21 protein-coding genes are annotated in these 22,678 nt (G+C 64.4%); 4 read left to right on the plus strand and 17 right to left on the minus strand.

Annotated elements, in window-relative coordinates; translation table 11 throughout:
* Positions 1-3: 3 nt before the first annotated feature.
* Complete coding sequence (locus tag FJ423_RS03300) at positions 4-1,284, minus strand: serine hydrolase domain-containing protein (RefSeq protein WP_140839170.1); 1,281 nt, start codon at positions 1,282-1,284, stop codon at positions 4-6.
* A gap of 174 nt (positions 1,285-1,458) precedes the next feature.
* On the opposite strand from FJ423_RS03300, the gene FJ423_RS03305 reads away from it, so the two are divergent.
* On the plus strand, positions 1,459-2,361 hold the full coding sequence (locus tag FJ423_RS03305) for a LysR family transcriptional regulator (protein WP_095768606.1): 903 nt from the start codon (positions 1,459-1,461) through the stop codon (positions 2,359-2,361).
* A 55-nt stretch (positions 2,362-2,416) separates the two neighbouring features.
* On the opposite strand, the gene FJ423_RS03310 is transcribed toward FJ423_RS03305, so the two are convergent.
* The 8 genes from FJ423_RS03310 to FJ423_RS03345 all read right to left on the minus strand — a co-directional run bounded on the left by FJ423_RS03310 (position 2,417) and on the right by FJ423_RS03345 (position 10,319).
* The gene (locus FJ423_RS03310; protein ID WP_140839172.1) at positions 2,417-3,163 is read right to left on the minus strand and encodes an ABC transporter ATP-binding protein; all 747 of its coding nucleotides are present in this window, start codon (positions 3,161-3,163) and stop codon (positions 2,417-2,419) included.
* Positions 3,160-3,888 (minus strand): ABC transporter ATP-binding protein, encoded by a 729-nt coding sequence (locus FJ423_RS03315; protein ID WP_140839174.1) that lies wholly within the window; start codon positions 3,886-3,888, stop codon positions 3,160-3,162. The genes FJ423_RS03310 and FJ423_RS03315 overlap by 4 nt, the downstream gene beginning before the upstream one ends.
* Positions 3,875-4,963, minus strand: coding sequence for a branched-chain amino acid ABC transporter permease (locus FJ423_RS03320; RefSeq protein ID WP_181174705.1), 1,089 nt, complete (start codon positions 4,961-4,963; stop codon positions 3,875-3,877). The genes FJ423_RS03315 and FJ423_RS03320 overlap by 14 nt, the downstream gene beginning before the upstream one ends.
* 7 nt (positions 4,964-4,970) lie before the next feature.
* A complete protein-coding gene (locus FJ423_RS03325; protein WP_095768602.1) occupies positions 4,971-5,840 on the minus strand; it encodes a branched-chain amino acid ABC transporter permease in 870 nt (289 codons plus the stop codon).
* 86 nt (positions 5,841-5,926) lie between these two features.
* Positions 5,927-7,159 carry an ABC transporter substrate-binding protein gene (locus FJ423_RS03330; RefSeq protein ID WP_140839178.1) on the minus strand — a complete coding sequence of 411 codons (1,233 nt, stop codon included), beginning with the start codon at positions 7,157-7,159 and terminating at the stop codon, positions 5,927-5,929.
* 275 nt (positions 7,160-7,434) lie between these two features.
* Positions 7,435-8,316, minus strand: a complete 882-nt coding sequence (locus tag FJ423_RS03335) for an amidohydrolase family protein (RefSeq protein ID WP_095768600.1) — start codon at positions 8,314-8,316, stop codon at positions 7,435-7,437.
* Positions 8,317-8,321: 5 nt separating this feature from the next.
* A complete protein-coding gene (locus tag FJ423_RS03340) occupies positions 8,322-9,308 on the minus strand; it encodes an aldo/keto reductase (RefSeq protein WP_140839181.1) in 987 nt (328 codons plus the stop codon).
* Positions 9,309-9,569: 261 nt separating this feature from the next.
* Positions 9,570-10,319 (minus strand): FCD domain-containing protein, encoded by a 750-nt coding sequence (locus tag FJ423_RS03345; protein WP_140839184.1) that lies wholly within the window; start codon positions 10,317-10,319, stop codon positions 9,570-9,572.
* Between the two features lie 161 nt (positions 10,320-10,480).
* Between FJ423_RS03345 and FJ423_RS03350 the strand changes: the two genes are divergently transcribed.
* The gene (locus FJ423_RS03350) at positions 10,481-11,386 is read left to right on the plus strand and encodes an NAD(P)-dependent oxidoreductase (protein WP_140839186.1); all 906 of its coding nucleotides are present in this window, start codon (positions 10,481-10,483) and stop codon (positions 11,384-11,386) included.
* A gap of 19 nt (positions 11,387-11,405) precedes the next feature.
* Here FJ423_RS03350 and FJ423_RS03355 read toward each other — a convergent pair whose 3' ends face one another.
* Positions 11,406-12,185: a FadR/GntR family transcriptional regulator gene (locus tag FJ423_RS03355; protein ID WP_140839188.1), complete on the minus strand. Its 780-nt coding sequence runs from the start codon at positions 12,183-12,185 to the stop codon at positions 11,406-11,408.
* Positions 12,186-12,188: 3 nt separating this feature from the next.
* Complete coding sequence (locus FJ423_RS03360; protein ID WP_140839190.1) at positions 12,189-13,631, minus strand: FAD-binding oxidoreductase; 1,443 nt, start codon at positions 13,629-13,631, stop codon at positions 12,189-12,191.
* A 162-nt stretch (positions 13,632-13,793) separates the two neighbouring features.
* Between FJ423_RS03360 and gloA the strand changes: the two genes are divergently transcribed.
* Positions 13,794-14,207, plus strand: coding sequence for a lactoylglutathione lyase (gloA, locus tag FJ423_RS03365; protein WP_095768594.1), 414 nt, complete (start codon positions 13,794-13,796; stop codon positions 14,205-14,207).
* A gap of 83 nt (positions 14,208-14,290) precedes the next feature.
* Here the strand turns inward: gloA and FJ423_RS03370 are convergent, their stop codons facing one another.
* From FJ423_RS03370 to FJ423_RS03385, 4 genes are all read right to left on the minus strand, one after another.
* Positions 14,291-15,259 carry an ABC transporter permease gene (locus tag FJ423_RS03370; RefSeq protein ID WP_140839193.1) on the minus strand — a complete coding sequence of 323 codons (969 nt, stop codon included), beginning with the start codon at positions 15,257-15,259 and terminating at the stop codon, positions 14,291-14,293.
* A 4-nt stretch (positions 15,260-15,263) separates the two neighbouring features.
* Positions 15,264-16,766, minus strand: a complete 1,503-nt coding sequence (locus FJ423_RS03375) for a sugar ABC transporter ATP-binding protein (protein ID WP_140839195.1) — start codon at positions 16,764-16,766, stop codon at positions 15,264-15,266.
* A gap of 5 nt (positions 16,767-16,771) precedes the next feature.
* Complete coding sequence (locus FJ423_RS03380; protein ID WP_140839197.1) at positions 16,772-17,755, minus strand: ABC transporter permease; 984 nt, start codon at positions 17,753-17,755, stop codon at positions 16,772-16,774.
* A gap of 164 nt (positions 17,756-17,919) precedes the next feature.
* Positions 17,920-19,002 (minus strand): sugar ABC transporter substrate-binding protein, encoded by a 1,083-nt coding sequence (locus tag FJ423_RS03385; RefSeq protein ID WP_140839199.1) that lies wholly within the window; start codon positions 19,000-19,002, stop codon positions 17,920-17,922.
* Between the two features lie 207 nt (positions 19,003-19,209).
* On the opposite strand from FJ423_RS03385, the gene FJ423_RS03390 reads away from it, so the two are divergent.
* Positions 19,210-20,802, plus strand: a complete 1,593-nt coding sequence (locus FJ423_RS03390) for a GMC family oxidoreductase N-terminal domain-containing protein (RefSeq protein ID WP_140839201.1) — start codon at positions 19,210-19,212, stop codon at positions 20,800-20,802.
* A 38-nt stretch (positions 20,803-20,840) separates the two neighbouring features.
* Here the strand turns inward: FJ423_RS03390 and ugpC are convergent, their stop codons facing one another.
* Entirely contained in the window at positions 20,841-21,896 is a 1,056-nt protein-coding gene (ugpC, locus tag FJ423_RS03395; protein WP_140839203.1) for a sn-glycerol-3-phosphate ABC transporter ATP-binding protein UgpC, read from the minus strand.
* A gap of 26 nt (positions 21,897-21,922) precedes the next feature.
* Positions 21,923-22,663, minus strand: coding sequence for a ribonuclease activity regulator RraA (locus tag FJ423_RS03400; protein ID WP_181174716.1), 741 nt, complete (start codon positions 22,661-22,663; stop codon positions 21,923-21,925).
* Between the last annotated feature and the right edge of the window lie 15 nt (positions 22,664-22,678).

A 22,678-nucleotide genomic window follows, 5' to 3' on the forward strand; every position in this document is an offset into this window, starting at 1 on the left:
GACTCAGCCGAGTCCGGCATAGAGCTCGCGCTCGAAGGCACCGTAGAGGGCGACGACCCGCTCGTCGTAAAAGGGCAGGATCTGTGTGAAGAGCGCGCCGGTGACATGCTTGACCGGATCGAGCCAGAAATAGCAGTTGAGCAGGCCCGCCCATGAGATGCTGCCCGCAGAGCGGCCGTTCGGCCCAGGCTGCGTGTTGATGTCGAAGGAGAGGCCCCATTTGTGCGGCTGGCCGGGGAATTGGTCGAAGCTGCGCGAATAGGACGGATGCGCCGAGCGCATCTCGTGGACGTTCAGTTCGCTGATCTGGTTCTGCATCATCAGCGAGACCGTCTCCGGACGGAGGATACGCGCGCCATTTAGCGTGCCGCCGTTCAACAGGGCCTGCAGGAACGTCATGTAGTCGCGCGGGGTCGAGAAGGCGCCGCCGCCGCCCATGAAGAATTCCGGCCGCTGCGGCATCTCAAACGGCGCCGGCTCCAACCCGCCATCTGCGCGCCGGTTCTGGAAGGTGGCGACATGCTTCTTCTGTTCGCTCCCGATCAGGAAACCGGAGTTCCGCATGCCGAGCGGCGCGAAGATGTTTTCGCGGAAATAGACTTCCAGCGACTGGTCCGAGACGGCTTCCACCAGCTTGCCGACCCAATCCATGCTGATGCCGTATTCCCAGCGTTCGCCGGGATCGAATTCGAGCGGCGCCGTGAAGGCGGCATTCTTGCAGGTGGCGATGTCGGGCATGCCGGTGACCTGCTCGTAGCGGCTCAGCGCCTCGCTCCAGATCGAATAGGTGAAGCCGGAGGTGTGGGTAAGCAGATGCCGCACCTTGATGGCGCGTTTGGCGGGGCGCAGGCGCGGCGCACCGTCGGCGGCGAAGCCTTCAAGGACCTGGGGCGCGGTAAGTTCGGGCAGATACTTGGCCGCGTCGTCATCGAGGTCGATGCGGCCCTGTTCGATCAACTGCATGCAGGCGGTGGCCGTGAAGGCCTTGGTCATGGAGAGCAGCCAGAACACCGTGTCGGCCGTCATCGGCGCGCCGGTCGCAACGTTCGACCTGCCGAAGCTGCCTTCGTAAACGAGGCCATTGCGGGTGGCTGCCATGGCGACGACGCCGGAGACGTCGTCACGGGAGACGCCGGCGCGCAAGGCGGCGTCGATTGCGCTCGCGCTCAGAAGGGATGCGACGGGCTTCGTTGCAGCCAGAGCGGGGCTCACGGTGTCGAGCGCCAGAATGGCACCGAGCAGGCCTCCGCGCTGGAGAATGGTTCTGCGTGTCAACTGGTTCATGACTGGCTCCTTTGAAGGTTCTCAGGAGGGCGGCCGATGGCTGCTCACCCGACAATGGAGCCGTGTGTATGCCGAGATATAACGTGATTCACGCGCATTAAGATCAGTGCTACGGTGACTCAAAATCATTGCGTTTTCGAGGTGGCGTCCGTTAGTGGACGGTAAGGAGAAGGAATGGTTTTCGACACGCGGCTCCTCACCGGCGTCGGCGTCCTTGCGGCGGTGACGGAGGCCGGGAATTTCGCCCGGGCGGCCGAAATGCTCGGCGTAACGCCCTCGGGCGTGAGCCGGGCGGTGGCGCGCCTGGAAGCGAGGGTCGGCGTCCGCCTCTTCGACCGCAATCCGCGCGAGGTAAGCCTCACCGAAGAAGGGCGGCGCTTCCATGCGCAGGTAATGCCATTGCTTGCCGGCCTCGACGAGGCGGCAGCCGAGGTGGCAGGTGCCGCTGCGGTCGTGCGCGGCAGGCTGCGCGTATCAGTCGATCCCTGGTTCGCGCGCATGGTGCTCGCGCCGACGCTTAGGCAGTTCCTGGCACGCTATCCAATGCTGCAACTCGACCTATCCACAAGCAACTATCGCGAGGAGATGATGGCGGGGATAGACGTCGCGGTACGCTTCGGCCCCCCGGACGATTCAACGCTCATCGTACAAAAACTCCTCGAAACGCCGATCCTGACGGTCGCCGCGCCGGTATATCTCGATCGTCATGGCGAGCCGCGCTCGCCTCATGACCTCGTCCATCACGAGGCTTTGCTCTTCCGCGATCCTCAGACGGGACTGCCGTTTCCGTGGGAATTCTATCGCGGCGGCGAGATCGTTGAGGTCAAGGTCACAAGCCGCCTGGTGCTCGACGATCCTTCCGTCGCGGTCTCCGCCTGCGTGGCGGGTCAAGGGGTGTTCCAGAGCCTTGCCGTGGGTCTCGCGCCCTTCATGGCACGCGGCGAATTGGTGCGGATTTTGCCGGATTGGTCGGAGGAGCTTTATCCACTCTATGCCTACCATCCCTCGCGCCATCTACCCCCTGCAAAGGTCAGAGCGTTTCTGGACTTCATCCAAGAGGTCGCTGCCGGATTGTGATTTGCTTTTATTTCACGCGCCCACTTCGGGCTGTCGCCGTTAGACACTGCGAATATTAAGCCTGCGAGGAACTTTGGTTCTGCCGCGCCCTCTTGCCGAGATAGAGCTCCTGCATGACCGAAGACTGTTGCAACTCTTCGATGCCGCCTGAAGCTACGATGCGCCCGGAATTCATGAGATAGCCTTGCTCGGCCACCGAGAGTGCCAGTCCGGCGTTCTGCTCGACGAGCAGCACCGCGGCGCGGAACTTCTCGCGCACGTCGATGATGATGCCCTGCAGCTCCGAGACCAGCAATGGCGATAGCCCGAGCGACGGCTCGTCGAGCAACAGGATGCGTGGCCTGGCCATAAGGCCGCGCGCGATGGCCAGCATCTGCTGCTGGCCTCCGCTGAGCGTCCCGGCCTTGGCGCCGCGCTTCTTGGCAAGGATGGTGAAATAGCTTTCCATCAAGGCGATGTCGGCTTCGATAGCATCCCGGTCCTTGCGGCAGTAGGCGCCGAGCAAAAGGTTCTCGCGCACACTCATGTCGGCGAACACGCGGCGGCCTTCCGGCACCATCACGATGCCGAGCGTTGCTTTTTCGTCGGCGTGAAGCTTGGTGACGTCGCGGCTCTCGAAGGTCACCGTGCCGCGCCGCGGCTTCACCAGGCCGGCGATGCAACGCAGCAGCGTCGTCTTGCCGGCGCCGTTGGGTCCCAAAATGGTGACGATCCCGTTTTGGCCGACCGCGAGCGAGACGTCGCGATTGACGGCGACGGGCCCGTAGCCGGTGTCGACATGCTCGACGGCAAGCAGGCTCATGACGCGGCCGCCTTCTTGTCGGGACCGAGATAGACCTCGCGGACCTTGGGGTCGGCGAGCACCTCGCCCGGCGGACCTTCGGCGATCTTGGTGCCGAAGTCGAGCACGACAAGCCGGTCGCAGAGGTCGGCCATCATGTCCATGTCATGGTCGATCAGGCACACGCCGATGCCTTGCGGCGGCAGCTGCGCGATGACCGCCGCGAAGGCCTGGGCTTCGCTGTCGTTCAGCCCGGCGCCGGGCTCATCCAGGAGCAGGAGTTCGGGCGACACACCGAGCGCGACGGCCAGCCCAAGGCGTCTCAGGCTGCCGAAGGGCAGCGATCCCGCAATCGCCTTGCTAAGCGGCGCCAGGCCGACAAACTCGAGGATCATGCCCGGTGACGCCCAGCGGCCGTCTCCCCTCCTGCCCTGCTCCCAGGCGATCCGGACGTTCTCGTCGACGGTCAGGCCCGGAAACGACATCGCCTGCTGGAACGTCCGCACCAGCCGCTTTCGCGCGATGCGATGCGCGCCGATATTGGTGATGTCCTGCCCATGCCAGAACACCGTGCCGCCGGTCGCCGGATGGACGCCGGTGACGACGTTGAACAAAGTTGTCTTGCCGGAGCCGTTAGGGCCAACGATACCGACGACACGGTCGGTGTCGATGTCGAGATCGATGCCGTTGAGCGCGACGACGCCGCCGAACTGCTTGCGCAGGCCCCTCACCTCAAGCGCGGCCATTCGAACCTCTTTGCTTTTGCGTCTCGAAGCCGCCGGTAATCGCGCAGTAGATGTTCTTGATGCCGGCGCCGACGCCGCCCGGCAGCAGCAGGATCACCAGGAGCAGACTGACGCCGTAGGCGATGCGGGAATCGACCGGATCGAGGTTCAGCACCTCGGGCAGGAAATTGACGACGAGCGCGCCGATCAGCGGCCCGTAGAGATAGCGGGCGCCGCCCAGCATGACCATCAGCGCGAGGTAGAGGCTGGGAAAGGCGCCGAACAGGGTCGGCGAGATGTGGCGCAGATAGTAGAGCTGCAGCACCCCGGCGAGGCCCGCGAACAGGCCCGAGACCATCAGCACGCCGAGCTTGTGCAGGTCGACATTGATGCCGACCGAACGCGCCAGTTGCTCGTTCTCGCGGATGGCCCGCAACGTCCGCCCGTAGCGCGAATTGCCGATGAGATAGGTTGCCACAACCGCCAGGAACAGCGCCGCCAGGACCAGGTAGTAATTGTTGGAGAGCTTGTCGAAATTGATGCCAGGCAAGGGTGTCACCAAGCCGACGTCGAGGCCGGTCGCCGATCCGGTGAAGGTGCCGCCATTGGTCAGCACGATGACGAACAGCGCGCAGAAGCAGAAGGTGATGATGATGTAATGCTGGCCGCCGACCCTCAGCGTCGGCAGGCCGATGACGCCGCCGACGATCGCCGACAGCGCCATGGCGAAGGGCAGCGATGCCCACAAACCCAGGCCGAGCTGCACCGACAGGATCGCCGAGGCATAGGCGCCGACGCCCATCAGCGCCGCATGGCCGACCGACATGATGCCGGCCTGGCCGAACTGCAGGCCGAGGCCGTAGAGCCCGATCGCCGTATAGAGCGTGGTGATGGCGATCGACAGGAAGCGGTAGCCGAGGCCGAGCCAGGGCAAGGCGATGAGCAGCACTGCCAAAAGGATGGCCGTGATCGCCTGGACGCCGGCCGGCAGGGGAACGGCGGCGTTGTCCGCCGTCAGAAGCGCCAGGCGATCCCGTGCTCTGGCGCCTTCTGGCGCGGCGCCTGTCTTGCCGGCGCTGTTGTCGGTCACTGGCATCGACATCTCACGATGCCTTGGGGCCGAGCGTGCCGCCGAGCAGGCCCTGCGGCCGCAGCACCAGGATCAGGATCATCACGACCAGCGAATAGGCGTCGGTCCATTCCGGATAGCCGTAGCCGGCGCTGAGACCGTCGACCAAGCCGAGCACCAGGCCGCCGACGACCGCGCCGCCGACATTGCCGAGGCCGCCGATCAGCGAGACGGCGAAACCACGGATGATGATGACGCTGCCGGTAAACGGTGTGATCGGAAACAGCGAGATCATCAAGGCGCCGCCTATTCCGGCAAGCAGGCTGCCATAAATGAAGACGCCGGTGACGTAGCGGCGCACCGGAATGCCCATCAGCTCGGCGGTGTCGCGGTCCGCAACGCTCGCCCGCAACGCCATCCCATAGCGGCTGCGCGAGATGCCGAAATAGGTGATCGCCACGATGATGGCCGTTATCGCGACGACGATCGCGCGCATGGCGATGATGTCGACGCCGCCGATCGTCCAGACCAGGCCGACCGGGTCGGTGATGCTTTTCTGGAATTCGTTGAACACGCGGATGACCGCATGCTGCAGGATGACGCTGAGGCCGATCGACATGATGAAGCCGTTCATCGGCCGGTTGAGCGTGAAGCGGAACAGGCATCTTTCGGCGGCAAAGCCGAGCGCGCCGACCAGCAGCCCGGCGAGCACAAGGGCCACGAAGAAGTTCATGCCGGCGCCGACCATAAACCAGGTCGCCATGCCGCCGACCATCAGGAACTCGCCATGTGCGAAATTGACGATGCCGGCGAGACCGAAGATCAGCGTGATGCCGATGCCGATGAGAATGGTGACGCTGGCAACCGAGAGGCTGTTCACCAGTTGCTGCACAAAAATGTCCATCGTCAAATCCGGGTGGCGAGCCTGCAAGGGGAGGATGGACGGAACCTCGCCGCCCATCCCGATGTCGGATTTTGTCGCGGGCCGGCTCAGCCGCCGTTGTCGCCGGGCGGCGGAGCGGCCGGCGGCTGCTCGACCGCGCATTTGAACTGGTCGGATGTGTTGGGCTCGACCATGCAAACCTCGGTCGCGAAGGTGACCTGGTGGTGCTTGTTGAACACAAGAGGCACCGGCGACACGACGCCCTTGTAGTCCGACTTCAGGAGCTCCGCGACCACCGCGTCCGGATCGTCGATCTTGCCGACCTTCTCCAGCGCCTTGGCGTACCAGAAGAAGTAATCGTAATAGAGCAGCGAGACCGAGGACTGCGGGCCCTTGGCGGCGCCGAGGCCGAAATACTTGTCGAAATACTGCTTCACTTCGGGGTATGGCGATGAACCCCAGCAGACCGGCACGCAGCTCAGCGTCACCGGCACATCAGCCTTCAGGCTGCGCTCCTGATAGATGCCCGGATCGACGCCGAACAGGAAATAGGACGGCGCCACGCCGAGCTTGAGGGCCTGCGGGAAAGCGGTGAGCGTTGAATCGCCATTGTACCAGAAATGCACGATGTCGGGCTTCATGCCCTTGATGCGGGTAAGCAGCGGCGAGAAGTCGGTCGTGTCCGGCGGATACTGCACCAGGTCGACTTTCTGGCCTTCCGCCTCGAGCGCCTTGACATAGTGCGACGACAGATACTGCCCGGTCGCGTCATTGCCGACGAACACCACCGAATGCTTCGGCGGCGACTTCAGCTGCAGCGTCAGAAGCGAGAGCACGCCCTTGGCGGTGCTGCCGCTGCGCTGCCATTCCTGCGGCTCGCTCTGGAACGTGTAGTGGAGCCAGCCATCCTCGGCGACGGCCTTGTCGTCGAGCACGGCGCCGAGCGAGCTGTTGCCGGAAAACTGCAGGACCTTGGCCGGGCCGGTGATCTTGGCCATGGATACCGAGAAGTCATGCGTCTCGGTGCCCCAGATCGCCTTGACGCCGATGTCGTTGACCAGCTCGCGCGCGGCCGCGATGGTGACGTTCACATCCGTGCGGTTGTCGCGGATATAGAGCTTGATCTTGTAGGTCTTGTCGCCGACCTTGATGCCGCCGGCGTCGTTGATCTGCTGCGCCGCCAGGTTCGCGGCGCCGACGATGGTGTTGCCGGCCGAAACGAACGAGCCCGACTGCGCGGCGATGACGCCGATGGGCAGCTCCTCGTCGGCGCGGGCCGTCTGCAAAGCCATGGCGAGCCCCGCGGCCGCCATGGTCAATCCAAGTCCTAGCTGTCTCATGCATGTTCCTCCCGTTACATGGCCAACTTGTCATACAACCCTATTACCATGTAACACTGGTGTCAACACGACCTCGGCCTCGAAGCGAGCGGCCAAGTTGCGTGTCGCGCCTTTGGTTCTTCCCTATCTGATCTCAGCTTGGGCGAGGAAGTTCATTGCAGTCGGTGCGAGGCGCTGGACAAAGATGCCCAACGCAGAGACATGCGCAGCGATCATGTGATGATGAATGTGGCCCGGCAACGCGCAAGGCGGGAGGGCTCAGAGCCTTGCCACCGTCACAGCGACAAGCGGTAGGCCTCGACGGCGGAAGCGCCGAAAATCTGCGAACGTTCCTCTTCGGCCAGCCCGGCAAGACACTCGCCAAGGGTGCGTTTGACCGTCTGATAGTCGGCTGCGACCAGGCAGACCGGCCAATCCGAGCCGAACAGGCATCGCGACGGGCCGAAAATGGAAAGGACCTCGTCCACATAGGGCTGCAGATCCTGTTGCTTCCAGTGCCGCCAGTCGGCTTCCGTGACCATCCCGGACAGCTTGCACCAGACATGGTCGCGATGCGCCCTGAAGCCCTGCATCAATCCGGCCCACGGCTCCATCGCGTGCTGCGCAATGCGCGGTTTTGCGACGTGGTCGACCACGAAACGTAAATTGCGATGCCGCGCCACCGTCTCCAGGGCAGCCGGAATCTGCGGCTCCTTCAACAGCAGGTCATAGGCGAGCCCTGCTTCGGCGACAGCCGCCAGCCCGCGCTGGACATCGGCGCGCAAGAGCCAGTTCGGATCCGCCTCGTTGTGCACGAGGTGACGGATGCCGACCAGGTAACGGCCATCTGGCCGCGCCTTCAGCTCGGACAGCGTGGCCGCCACCTCGGGATCGGCGAGGTCCACCCATCCCACGACGCCAGCGACGAAATCGGTCCGGCTGGCCGTCTCAAGGAATGCGCGTGTCTCGTCGAGCGAATGCCATGTCTGGACCAGGATGGTCCTGTCCACGCCGGCTGCGGCAAGCGCCGGTCTGAGGTCGTCGGGCTCAAACACGCGACGTATGGCGGCGTAGTCCTCCGTCATCCAGCCGCAGGATCCATCCGCCGGATCCCAGAAATGCTGATGCCCATCGATGATCAGTTGCTTACCAGCAACCAGGGGCCGACCGGCTGTCATGGCGCTCACCAGCGCTGGTGGACGGAGGCCTTGATGCGCCGCTCATAGATGTCGGCGATGCGCTCCATCAATTGCGGCGACAACGCCGGCAGGTCGGACGCGGCGGCGTTCTCTTGCGCCTGCCTGACCGACTTGGCGCCCGGAATGGTGACCGTCACCGCCGGGTTCATCAGGATCCAGCGCAGCGCCCATTGCGCCATGGTGGCGCCTGGCGGCAGCAGCGCCCGCAATTCCTCGACCGCTTGCAGGCCTTCCTCGTAATTCACGCCGGCGAATGTCTCGCCGACGTCGAAGGCCTCGCCCTGCCGGTTGTAGCTGCGGTGGTCCTTGGCGCTGAAGCTGGAATCGCTCTTGAACTTGCCGGACAGGAGCCCGCTGGCCAGCGGCACCCTGACGATGATGGCAACGTCCTTCTGGCGCGCCATGTCGAAGAACAGTTCCGCGGGCCGCTGCCGGAAAATGTTGTAGATGATCTGGACGCTGACGACGCCGGGATATTGCAGCGCCTTGATGCCTTCCTCGACCTTCTCGACGCTGACGCCGTAGTGACGGATCTTGCCTTCCTCGACCAGCTTCTCCAGCGCATCGAAGGTCTCGGGCTGATAGAAGACTTCTGTCATCGGACAATGAAGCTGCACCAGGTCCAGCACGTCGACCTCAAGATAGCGCAGGCTGCGCTCGACGAAGCTGGTCAGGTTCTGGCGATTGTAGCCTGCGGCGACATGCGGGTTCAGCCGCTTGCCGGCCTTGGTGGCGACCATCGGCCTCGCGCCGCCCCGCCCCTTCAGCGTCTTGGCGATCAGCTTTTCCGCCCGGCCGTCGCCATAGACATCGGCCGTGTCGATCATCGTCACGCCTGAATCGAGCGCCGCATTAAGCGCCGCGATGGCGTCCTTCTCCTCGACGTCGCCCCAATCGGCCCCGATCGCCCAACTGCCGAAGCCGATTTCCGACACTTGCCAGCCGGTGCGGCCAAATCGCCTTTGATGCATAGAAACCACTCCTCAAAGACCACGTCCTCTTGACGGGTCATGCCCGCAGGAATATCAGATCGAATGGTTGTATGACAACCCTGTAAGCATGCAAAAGGTGATGACGGAAATGCTGGTTTTGGATCTACCGGCAGGCTGGAGGACGACGGAATGTTCCTGGCATGGGCGCATAATGCCAATCACGGCCGGCCGCACTTTGAAAGTCGCGTCGTAGCTGCCTCTCGCGGTGCGCCATGCGCCGCTCGGGCGCCCTCGCCCGATCTATTTCAGATGTGCGGTTCCGTCTCGGAGCTGCTCGAAGCGCTTGTAGGAACGGGAAAGATGCAGCCGCATCGCGCGCTGCGCCGCCTTGGCGTCTTGCGCCGCGATGGCATCATGGATCGCCCGGTGCTCGCGCCGCGTCCGCTCGAAATGCCGCTCGCGCTCGTCGGACTCCATCTGGTCGAATTGCGTCCATTGGCGCGGGATCATCGCAGTGCCGAACGTGTCGAAGAGCCGGCTGAAGTAGGCGTTGTGCGAGGCGAGCGAAATCGCCCGATGGAAAGCCGCATCCTCGGTCGCGGCGAGACCCGTTTCGGCGATCGCCCGGTCGATTGCGTCGAGCTGCTTAGCCATAAGCCCAAGGTCCTTGGCGGTCCGGCGCGTGGCCGCCAGCGCCGCCGCCTCCGCCTCGACGCCCCTGCGCAGCTCCAGCACCGCCAGGATCTCGTCGATCGATTCGACATCCGTCGGCACGATCGAAAAGGTTTTCGGCGGGGGCTCCTGGGCCACAAAGGCGCCGAGGCCCTGCCGTGTCGTGATCAGCCCCCGTGCGCGCAACGAGGCCAGCGCTTCGCGAACCACCGTCCGGCTCACACCCGTCGCATTGACGATCTCCTGCTCGGTGGGAAGCCGCTGGCCAGGGGCCAGATCGCCGGCCTCGATCTGCGCGGCAAATTTCTCCACCAGTTCGCCCCTGAGATTGGGGGACTGGCGAATGGCGCCGAACATTGCTCCCTGGCGATCCGTCATCGGAAAACCGGCCTCTTAAATCGATTCTCAGGCCAAGGATCGCACCGCTTGGTTGCAACGGCAATCTTTCGTTTCCAATGCATGCCCCCCGGAAGTGCACAGCGGTTCCCGGACAACGACATGCATCAAAACAGAAATTCCAACAGCACTGGAAGACCAACATGAAGCAGCAAATCGGCTTTATTGGCCTGGGCGCAATGGGCTCGGGCATGGCGGCCAACCTTCTGGCCAAGGGTTGGCCGCTGACCGTCTGGGTGCACCGCAACCAGGAGGCGGCGCTGAAGCTTGTCAGCGCCGGGGCCCGCCAGGCGGCAACGCCGCGCGCGCTCGCCGAGGGCTGCAACATCGTTCTCCTTTGCGTCACCGGCTCGCCGCAGGTGGAAGCGCTCGTGAAGGGACCGGAGGGGCTTGCGGCTGCCGACAAACCGCTGCTCATCATTGACTGCTCGACCTCCAACCCGTCCTCGACGATCGCGCTCGCCGCAGAGCTTGCGGCGCAAGGCGTGACGCTGATCGACGCGCCGCTGGCGCGCACGCCCAAGGAAGCCGCCGAAGGCAAGCTCGACGTCATGGTAGGCGGCGCGGCGGAAGCGATCGCCCGCGCGCGGCCGGTGCTCGAAGCCTTCGCCGCGCGAATTATCCACACCGGCCCGACCGGCAGCGGCCACACCATGAAGCTGCTCAACAATTTCGTCTCTATGGGTTATTCGGCGATCTATTCCGAAGCGCTGACGCTGGGAGCAAAGGCCGGGCTGACGCCGCAGGTCTTCAACAGCGTGATTTCCGGCAGCCGCATGGATTGCGGCTTCTACCAGGCCTTCTTCGACTTCGTGCTGAACCGCAACGAGAACGCCCAGCGCTTCGCCATCGCCAATGCGCTGAAGGACATGACCTATCTTGCCTCCTTCGCCCAGGCCGCCGGCATCGCCAACCCGGTCGGCGCCGTGGTCCGCAACGGTTTTGCCACGGCGGTCGCTACGGGGCACGGAGAAAAATTCGTGCCGGCGCTGTCGGATATTGTTGCTGAGCTCAACGGCGTTTCATTGATTGAGGCTGCGGCCGAGTGAGGGAGGTGGCTGCGCGGCCCTACCCCGCCGCCCGCCCGCGCACGGCCTTTCGCAACCTCGAATGCCGTGTCGGCGACGCGGCCTCAGCGTCGCCGCCTGGCAGTCCGACGCGTGAGGCCGCCCCCGCGAGATGCCGCGTCATGGCGGCGCTCGCGCCCTTCGCGTCGCCGGCCTTGATCGCCGCCAGAATTCGTTCGTGCTCGCCCAGGGTCGTGCGCGCCATGTCGTCGGACTTCTGCTGATTACCGGCGGCAAGGATGCTCTCACGCACCCGTTCCGAGACGAAGACGAGGAACTGGCCCATATAGGGGTTCTGGGTCGCCTCGGCGACGGCGCGGTGGAAACCGAGATCGTTCTTCAGCCAGGCGACGCTGCCATAAGGCGCGGCGCGCATCCCATCGAGCGCCTGTTCCATCGCCTCGATGTCGGCGTCGGAGCGGCGGGTCGCGGCCAGCGCGGCGATCTGCACTTCCAGCATGCCGCGCAGCTCGAAAAGATTGCGAAAGGAATCCGCCCGCTGCAAGGTCTCATAGTCGATCGTCAGCACCGTGGCGTTGGTCGCGTCGGCGACGAAGGCACCCCTGCCCTGCTGCGACCAGATGCGGCCTTCGGAGCGCAGCCTTGCGATCGCCTCGCGCACCACGTTGCGGCTGACCCCGAACGTGGTCGCCAGTGCCTGTTCGGTCGGCAGCTGATCGCCGGGTTTGAGGCGTCCTTGCGCGATCTCGCGCGAGATGGAACTCGCCACGAGCGTGGAGAGGTGCGGACCGCGATTGACCTTGTCGAGCTTCAGCGTCATCGCTCACCTATAGTCGAGCGCGGATGCGGACGCCAGAATGCGGCCGTTGCTCAATATATGGCGCGGATCGAAAGCATCCTTGATGCCTGCGGCGAGATCGAGCGTCACCGGATCGATGCGGTCGAGGAAGGCCCGCTGCTTGACCCGGCCGATGCCGTGCTCGGCGCTGATCGAGCCGCCATAGCGGTCGACGACGGCGAAAATCTCCGCTTCCGCCTCCTCGAACAGATGCTCGATCGCCTCGGCCCCCATGCCCTCCGGCGGCACGACGTTGAGATGGATGTTGCCGTCGCCGACATGGCCGTAGGTGACGGGCAGCGCGTCGGGTCTCGCCCGTCCAAGTTCGGTGAGCGCGTCGGCGACAAAATCGGCAAGCTTGGAGATCGGCACTGCGACATCGGTGCGCAGATAGCGGCCGCCGCGGCCCTGCCGCTCGACCATGATCTCGCGGTAAAGCCACAGGCGCTCGGCCTGCGCCCGGGTCGATGCCACAATGCCGTCCTCGACAAGATCCTCGACGCCGGCGAGAAAACTCAAAAGCATATCCTTGAGGTCGATAAGCCCACCGGACGAAACCTCGATCAGCACATAGGCGGGATAAGGCTTGCCGAGCGGATCGGGGAAATCCTTGCCCTCGCGCATGGTGATCTCGATACCGCCGCGCAGGATCAACTCGAAGGCGGTTAGCAAGTCGCTACAACCGCGCCGCGCCCGCGCATAGAGCGCCATTGCATCCTCGACGGAGCGTAGGCCGACAAGCGCCGTTTCGATCTGCGTCGGCTTGGGGAAGAGTTTCAGCGCCGCCGCGGTGACGATGCCGAGCGTGCCTTCCGAGCCGATGAAGACCTGCTTCAAATCGTAGCCGCGATTGTCCTTGCGCAGCACCTTCAGCCCGTTCCAGATCCGGCCGTCGGCCAGCACGACTTCGAGGCCAAGCACCAGGTCGCGCGTCATGCCGTAGCGCAGCACGTTGAAGCCGCCGGCATTGGTGGCGACATTGCCGCCGATGCGGCAGCTGCCTTGCGCTCCGAAGGTGATCGGCAGGATGCAGTCGCTCTCCTCCGCCGCGCGCTTGGCGTCCTCGAGGATGCAGCCGGCCTCGACCACCATGGCGAAGTCGATCGGACTGATCGAGCGGATCCTGTTCATGCGCTCCAGCGAGACGACGACCTCATTGCCGTCAGCCGCCACCGCCGCGCCGACAAGGCCGGTCAGCCCGCCCTGCGGCACGACGGGGATGCGCTCGGCATGACAGTGCCGCATCAGCGCCGACATTTCTTCCACCGAGCTGGGCCGCGCCACCGCCAGCGGGCGGCCGACATGGTCGCCCGACCAGTCGCGGCTGTAGCGCGCCAGGTCTTGCGGTTCGGTCAGCAGCCCGCCATCAGACAGCACGCCGGCGAGGGCGGCGATCAGCGATGCGGAAATGGGCGGCACTGCATTCATGAATTGAACCTGGACCTTCCGGAAACGACTGGACAACCACTAATCTTGTCGTGTTATCATACAACCCTGATTGAGAACATCAAGCGATAGCATGCTTCTTCCCGAAGCCGCTTGATGTGGATGGTCAGACCGGCAAATCACTGAATTCGGAGGACTTTCCCAATGAGCGACGCCCCCGGCTTTCGCTATATGCACACCATGATCAGGGTGCTCGACCTCGACAAGTCGATCGCCTTCTACACCGAGGTGCTCGGCATGACCTTGCTGCGCCGCGACGATTATCCCGGCGGCAAGTTCACCAATGCCTTTGTCGGCTATGGACCCGAGGACAAGGAAGCCGTCGTTGAGCTGACGCTGAACTGGGGCCGCGAGGAACCCTATGAGATCGGCACCGGCTTTGGCCATCTGGCGCTCGGCGTCAACGATATCTACGCCGTCTGCGCCGAGCTCGAGAGGCGCGGTGCCAAGATCCCGCGCAAGCCCGGACCGATGCAGCACGGCACCACTCACATCGCCTTCGTCGAGGATCCCGACGGCTACAAGATCGAGCTGATCGGCCTGGACACGATGCAGTAAATTCAGCCCGGACCGCACCGGCTCATTGCCGATGCGGTCCCACTGCGTCCGCGTTTGCTTGGGAGGCGGTGCGGATCGGTTCGTCACTTGATGACCGCGATCTTGCTGCGGTCGATGGTTATGGCGACGGCGGCGATCAGCACCGCGCCGAACACCATGTTTTCCAGGAAGATGTTGACGCCGACGAAGGTCATGCCGATGCGCACGATCGAGATGATCAGCGCGCCGACCGCGGTGCGCGCCACGCCGCCCAACCCGCCGGTGATGGCCGTGCCGCCGACGATGACGGCGGCGATGGCGGGGAGCAGCAGCTGGTTGGCGAGCACCGGCGAGCCGCTGGACAGCCTGGCCGCCAGCACGACGCCGGCGATGGCCGCCAGAATGCCCGATGCGGCAAAGGCGATGATCTTGGTGCGGTCGACATTAATGCCGGCCGCCCACGCCGCCGGTTCGCCGGCCCCGACCGCGATCGCCTGGCGGCCGAAGCGGGTGTAACGCAGCGCGAGGAAGCTGACGATGCCGATCAGGGCCGAAATCAGCACCACCATCGGCAGGCCGAAAATCGTAGCGTTGATCCACGCCGTCTTTTCACGCCCGGCTTCCTCGATGGTGATGGCGCGGCCGTTGGAGACCCAGAGCGCCAGGCCCGTGACCACGCCGCCGGTAGCCAATGTCGCCACGAAGGACGGCACGCGCAGCTTGACATGTACGATGCCGCTCAGCAGCCCGAAGGCGAGGCCAGACAGGATCGCCACCGGGAACGCGGCGAAGCCGAGCGAGGGCAACAATTGCGCCAGCATCACACTCGCCAGCGAGGCGACCGCCTGGATCGACAGGTCGATGCCGCCGAGCAGGATGGCGAAGGTGACGCCGGTCGCCAGCATAAACAGCACGGCGGTGTTGGCAAAGAGCAGCGCCAGCGTCTCGCCGGTCAGGAAGCCGGGCGCGGCGATCTCGATGATCAGCAAAAGGGCGACAAGCAGCACCAGCGGGATGGCGCCTTGCGTCCACTTGCCCTCGAAGACCTGCTTGATGGGAAAACCTTCATTCATCGGCTTACACCATCGCTCGTAGCAACTCGACCTGATCCGGCTTGTTGCCGGGGCTGGCATCGAAGCGCGCGGTGATCTCGCCGTCGCGCATCACCAGAACCTGGTGCGACAGGCCGATCGTCTCCTCCAGCGTGTCGGAGATCAGAAGGATCGCCACGCCTTGGTCCGAGAGGTCGCGCACCAGCTCGTAAACCTCTTCCTTGGCGCCGACATCAAGCCCGCGCGTCGGGTGGTCGAGCACCAGGATGCGCGAGCCCGCCGTCATCCAGCGCGCCAGCACCACCTTCTGCTGGTTGCCGCCACTGAGCTTGCGGCAGGCGGCGTCCGGTCCTGGCGCCTTGATGCTGAGCCGCTTGATCCAGTCAGCGGCAAGCCGCCGCTCCTTGCCGTAATCGATGGCCCCGTTGCGCATGACGCTCGAGAGATCCGCCAGCGAAATGTTCTCGGCGATCGACAGAAACATCACCAGGCCTTCCAGCCTGCGCTCGCGCGGCACATAGCCGATGCCCTTGCGCACTGCCGGCTCTGGCGAGCTGAAGCGAACCGTCTCGCCGGCGATCTTCATCTCGCCCGCATCATGTGGCAGGAAGCCGCCGACCGTACGGGTAACCTCCTCGCGTCCGGAGCCGACGACGCCGGCGATGCCGACGATCTCTCCGGCGCGGATCGAAAGGTCGACACCATGATAGAAGCCGCTGGCGCCCAGGCCCCTGGCCTCGACCATGATCTTATCGCCCGGCGGCTGCTGACGGGCCTCGCGATAATATTCGGCCTGCAGCCCGCGCCCGACCATGATCTCGTGCAGCTCCGGCGCGGTGACTTCCGCGGCGCGGTGTTCGGCCACGACCGCGCCGTCCTTCATCGTGTAGACGCGGTCGGAAATCGCCAGCACTTCGTCGAGGCGATGCGACACGAAGACGAAGCTGGCGCGGGATTTGAGCGAGCGCACCCGCGCGAACAGAACCTCGATATCGGCGGCGTTGAGCACCGAGGTCGGCTCGTCGAGCAAGATGAGCAGCGGACGCTCGACCATCTCCTCCAGCGTCAGCGCCTTGGCGAGCTCGACCATCTGGCGCGCGGCGAAGGTCAGTTCGGAGGTGCGCGCGGTGACGTCGATGTCGACGCCGATCTTGGCCAGTTGCCGGCGCGCCGCAGCATTCATGGCGCGCCAGTTGACAAGACCGAAGCGGGTGAAGCGGTCTTCTTCGCCGAGATAGATGTTTTCGGCGACGGTCAGGTTGAGCACCAGCGATTGTTCCTGGAACACCATGCCGATGCCGTTCCTGGCCGCGTCACGGGCGTTGCGCAGCTTGAGCTGTTCGCCGTCGAGGGTGATCGTACCGCCATCCGGCCGATAGCCGCCGGCCAGCAGGCGCATCAGCGTCGACTTGCCGGCGCCGTTCTCGCCGATCAGTCCGACCACCTCGTTCGGCCGCACTTCTATGGAGACGTCGCGCAACGCCTGGACGCCGGGGAAATTCTTGATGATGCCGGTTACCTGCAGCATGGCGCTTACTTCACGATCTTCAGGCGAACGCGGTCGAGCGACAGCGCCACCGCCGCGATGATCATCAGGCCCTGCACCGTCTGCTGGATGTAAGGCGAGATGCCGAGCAGGATCATGCCATTGGCCAAAACGGTGACGATCAGCACACCGATCAGCGTATTGACGACGCCACCCTCGCCCCCGGTCAGCGCCGTGCCGCCGACGACCACCGCGGTGACCGCGGCAAACAGCCTGCCGTCGCCGATGACGGCATGTGACTGACCGAGCTGCGCCGCGGCAAGCACACCGGCAATGCCGAAGAAGAAGCCGGCCAGCGCGAACGCCGCTATGCGCACGCGCGTGACGTTGACGCCGGAGAGCCTGGTCACGTCCTCGTCGCCGCCGATCGCCAATATGTGGCGGCCAAGCCTGGTGTAATACTGGATGACCGCTGCAAGCGCGAACGCGCCGAGCGCGACCCAGACCGCCAGCGGCAGGCCGAGGAAACGGTGCAAGGCGAGATTGCGGATCGAGGCGTCGTTCAGTCGTATGGCCGAGCCGCCCAGCATATAGACCGACAGGCCCAGTCCGATGAACCACATGCCGAGCGTCGCCATGAAGGACGGGATACGCAGCATCGTCTGGACGAGACCGCTGATGAGGCCCATGACCGTGCCGGCGGCGATCGCCGCCAGCACCGCCCACCAACCATAATCGTTGCCGTTGCTGTCATTGGCGGCGAGCAGCACCACCACCATCGCCGCCACAGACAGGGTACCCTCGACCGAAAGGTCGATGCTGCCCATCACGATAATGAAGGTCAGCCCCATCGCCAGTGTCAGCGGTACGGCGGCGGAGTTCGCTAGCCGCACCAGATTGCGCAGCTCGATGAAATTGGGATTGGCGATGGTGATCAGAACGCACAGCACGACCAGCACCGCCAACGGCGCGAGCCTGCGCCAGCGCCTGCCGCCGAGCATAGTGGCGATGCGGCCGGGGAGGAATGTCATAAGCGTTGTCCGCTCGATGTCCGAAACGGACTTCAGGGGTTCTGTATCGATTGTCAACAAACCGCTTCCCGTCTGCTGGTGACAGGCGTCGTGGCCGCGGGCGCAAGACGCCGGCAAAAAGGGGCGGGCCGCTGCCAGGGAGAAGCCGGCCCGCCCCAAACGGGTCAGGCCCGGATCGCTCCGGTCACCCGGCCCCAGAGATCGTTCCAGTTGATCTCGGGCTTCGACTCGACATTGGTCTTGTAATATTCCTCAACATTGTCGTGCGAGATCAGCACCGCCTTGCCGTAGAATTCGCGGTGTTCCGGCGGCTCCTTGGCCGGGTCGAACTTGCCTATCTTGGCGTTGTAGCCGATAGCCAGCCCCATGCCGCCCTGCCAGAACGGATCCGAGGTGATCGTGCAGGCGAACTCGCCGGTGCGCACCGCGTCGACCGCCGTCTTGATGCCGTCGACACCGACGATCGGCACCTTGCCGGCGAGGTTTTCGGCGCGCAGCGCTTCGAGCGCACCGGAGCCCATGTCGTCATTGGCGGCCCAGATGCCCTTGATGTCGTCACCGAAACGGGTGAGCAGATTGCCCATCAGGTCGAAGGCCTCGGTGGATTTCCAGTTTGCGACCTGGAAGTCGAGCAGCTTGATGTCGGGGTTCGCGGCGAGCGCAGCATCGAGGCCCTTCTTGCGTTCAATCGCTGCTGTAGTCGAGATCAGGCCGCCGAGCGCGACGATGCCGCCCTTGCCGCCCATGGCCTTGAACAGAATCTCGGCGATGGTCTTGCCGCTGGCGATGCCGTCGAACTCGATATGCGAGACATAGTTCGGGTTGAAGTCCTTGGGGTGCAGGTCGGCAGGCTTGTTCCACTGCGTCACGACATAGGCGCCGGCCTTGGCGCATGCTTCGACGATCGGGCGCGCGTCGGGCGTGTCGTTGGGATCGGAGTTGAGCACCATGTTGCCGTTGGTCTTGGCCAGCATCGCTTTGATATCGGCGATGCCCTTCTCGCTGTTGCCTTCCGAGACCAGCGTGACGTGCTCCAGCCCGGCCCATTTGGCATAAGCCTCGGCGCCGGTCTTCCACACCGCGTGATAGGGATTGGACAACGAGCGGATCGACGTCACCAGCGTCGGCTTGTCGGCCGCGCGCAGCACATTCGGCATCGCCAGCGTCGCCGCCCCGGCGGCAGCGCCCAGCATCAGCGTCCGGCGGCTCACCCTGCCGGAAAAAACAAGACCATTGCTGTCCTTCATTTCGAACCTCCCGATTGAATTGTTTCCGCCCGGCTCGTGCGCAGGGAGCGCGGCCGGGTCCTCCGGAGACGGGCCGTCAAGTTCCTCTACTTGTACGACAACCCTTCAACACGGCAACCATACCCTTTCTCTTGACGTGGCACAAGCGACTTGAGATCGTCGCGCGTAAAAGCGCGAGGCCGGATTTGCCTCGGCAAGGGAGCGAGAATGGCGGACTATATCATCGTTGGCGGCGGCTCGGCCGGCTGCGTGCTTGCCGCGAGGCTGAGCGAGGATCCAGGCCTGTCCGTCGTCCTGCTCGAGGCCGGGCCGCCCGACACCGACCGATACATCCACATGCCGGTGGGCTTCTTCAAGATGACGTCCGGGCCGCTGATCTGGGGTTATGACGCGGCACCGGGCAAGGAGATCGACGGCCGCGTCATGGTCTACCCGCAGGCGCGCGTGCTCGGCGGCGGCTCCTCGATCAACGCCCAGGTGTTCACGCGCGGCTGCCCACAGGACTATGACGACTGGGCGGCCGACTTCGGCTGCGCGGGATGGAGCTACGCCGATGTGCTGCCATATTTCGTTCGGTCCGAGGGCAACGACACTTTTGCCGGTTCCCAGCACGGCATCGACGGACCGCTCGGCGTTTCCAGCGGCACGCCGCACCCGCTGACCAGGATCTTCGTCAAGGCGGCGCAGCAGGCTGGCCTACCCTTCCGCGCCGACTTCAATGCCGGCGAGCAGGAAGGCGCCGGCTTCTACCAGACGACGACGCGCAATGGCAGGCGCTCGAGCACCGCGGTCGCCTATCTGAAACCGGCGCTCGGCCGCGGGAACCTGACGCTGCGCACCGGCGCCACGGTCAGCCGCGTCGTCGTCGAGAAGGGTCGGGCCGTCGGCGTCGAGACCATCGCCAATGGTCGCGCCGAGTTGCTGCACGCCGAGCGCGAGGTGATCGTCACCGCCGGCGCCATCGGCTCGCCGAAACTCCTGATGCTGTCCGGCATCGGCCCTGCCGCGCATCTCGAAAAGCATGACATCAAAACTGTGCATGATCTCGCTGGGGTCGGCCAGAATCTACACGATCACATGGACGTGGACGTCGTCGCGGAACTCAATGGGCCGCACGGCATCGACCGCTACAAGAAGAAGCGTTGGCAGGCCGTCGCCGGCCTCGAATATGCGCTCTTCGGCAAAGGACCGGTTGCCTCCAACATCGTCGAAGCCGGCGGTTTCTGGTGGGGCGACCGCTCGGAAAAGACGCCAGATATCCAATTTCATTTCCTGCCCGGCGCCGGTGTCGAGGAAGGCATTGGCTCGGTCCCCGGCGGCAATGGCTGCACGTTGAACTCCTACCATGTGCGCCCGCATTCGCGCGGCAGCGTCACGTTGCGCTCGGCGGATCTGCGCGATGCGCCGGTTATCGACCCCAATCCCTTCGCCGAACGCTACGACCTCGAACGCGCCATCGACGGCATCGAGATCAGCCGCGAGATCCTCTCTCAGCCGGCCTTCGCCAAATACATCAGCCGCGAGCATTTGCCTGGAGCGGCGACAAAGGGCCGCGCGGCGCTCGAAGCCTTTGCCCGCCAGTATGGCCGCAGCGCCTACCATCCGGTCGGCACCTGCCGCATGGGCGGCGATGCCGACAGCGTCGTTGATCCGGAACTGCGCCTGCGCGGACTGCAAGGCTTACGCGTCTGCGACAGCTCGGTGATGCCACGCATCGTATCATCGAACACCAACGCAGCGGTGATTATGATGGCCGAGAAGGCGGCGGATATGATCACCGGGAGGACACCAGCGGCATAGCTCACTCGAAGGGAGACAGTCCGGAAGGACAGGCTCCTTTAGTTTATCCTCCTGCCGCTCTCGGCGTCGAACAGATGTACCTTATGCATCATGATCTCCAGGTTCACCTCCTGATCCGGCTTGAAGGGCGGCCGGTCCCGGATCTCCGCCATCAGGTCGACGCCATCGGCGGTCAAGGTGATTTCCTGCGCTTCACCGGTCGGCTCGACAACCTGGACTCTCGCCTGTGCGTGGTTGCCTCCGACAGCGATGTGCTGAGGACGAATCCCGTAAACCACACCTTGCTTGTCCCCCACCCCTGCCACGTGAGGCAAGGGCAGGCGTAGGCCCTGCTCCGCAATGAATGCGCCACTCTGGATGCGGCCGTTGATGAGATTCATTTCCGGCGAGCCGATAAAACCTGCGACGAACAGATTGGCCGGGTTCTCGTAGAGTTCGGAAGGGGTGCCGATCTGTTCGATGCGGCCCTTGTTCAACACCACGATGCGGTCGGCGAGCGTCATTGCTTCTGTCTGATCATGCGTGACGTAGATGCTGGTTCGTCCCAGCCGTTGGTGCAGCTTCTTGATCTCGGCACGCATCTTCACGCGCAGCTTGGCATCGAGATTGCTGAGCGGCTCATCGAACAAGAAGGCCGCAGGGTCGCGGACGATGGCGCGGCCCATGGCGACACGCTGGCGCTGGCCGCCGGACAGTTGACGCGGCATGCGCCCGAGCAGGTCCTGCAGACCGAGGATCTCGGCCGCGGCCTTCACTCTGGAAACGATCTCTTCCCGGGGAACCTTGGCCAGCCGCAGCGCGAAGCTCATATTGTCGGCCACGCTCATATGCGGATAGAGGGCATAGCTTTGGAACACCATGGCTATGTCGCGCGACTTGGCCGGCATCTCGTCGACGACGCGTCCGCCGATGCGGATCTCGCCAGTCGTATGCTCTTCGAGCCCCGCGATGATGCGCAGCAACGTCGACTTGCCGCAGCCCGACGGACCGACCAGGACCACGAACTCGCCGCTGGCGATCTCGATGTTGACGTCGCGCAGAACTTCCACCGCCCCGAAGCTCTTGCCGAGCTGTTCTATCTGGATTGCAGACACCTATTCTTCTCCCGTACCGGCACGGCTCATTTTCGTTGAGCCTGCCGCCATGCGCGGTATTCAGCCTCGCCCTCGGGGCTCAACGGGTAGTATTTCCGCAGGTCTCCTCCTTGCGCGAGCCGCAAGCGCGAAAACTCTTCCCACTCGATATGCGCGCCGGCGAGTTCGACCAGTTTGGGGGCAAGGCCGACCGGCACGACAACCACGCCATCGTCGTCGGCGACGATGATATCGCCCGGGATGACCAGCACGTTCGAGCAGGCGATCGGAACGTTGACGGCGAAGGGAACGATGTTGGTCTGGGCATGGAAATTCGGCGTGACGCCTCGCACCCAGATGCCGATGTCGAGCGCCGCCGCCTGGGCGGAATCGCGAATACAGCCGTCGATAACGACGCCGGCGCCGCCACGCCCGGCGAAATAGGTCAGCATCATCTCGCCGAAGATACCGCTGCCTAGATCGCCACGGGCATCGACCACCACCATGTCGCCGGGCTGAGTGGGATAAAGCACGTGCCGGTGCAGTTGCCGCTCCGGCTCCTCGTATTCCGTCTCGTTGTACAGATCCTCGCGCTTCGGCATGCACTGGAGGGTCAGGGCCGGCCCCGCCGCTGTGCTGCCGAGCCTCAGCGGACGCGGCCCACGGATTTGCGGATCGCGAATGCCCATCTTGTGGTAAAGCTCGCTGGCCAGTGTCGCCGAACCGATCGCCGCCAGCGCGTCGACCAGTTCTCGTGACGGCCGGGGAATGTCCGGTATCGCCGGTATCTGGTCAGCTTCCAT

The sequence above is a fragment of the Mesorhizobium sp. B2-8-9 genome (genome assembly GCF_006439475.1).
Classification (GTDB): domain Bacteria; phylum Pseudomonadota; class Alphaproteobacteria; order Rhizobiales; family Rhizobiaceae; genus Mesorhizobium.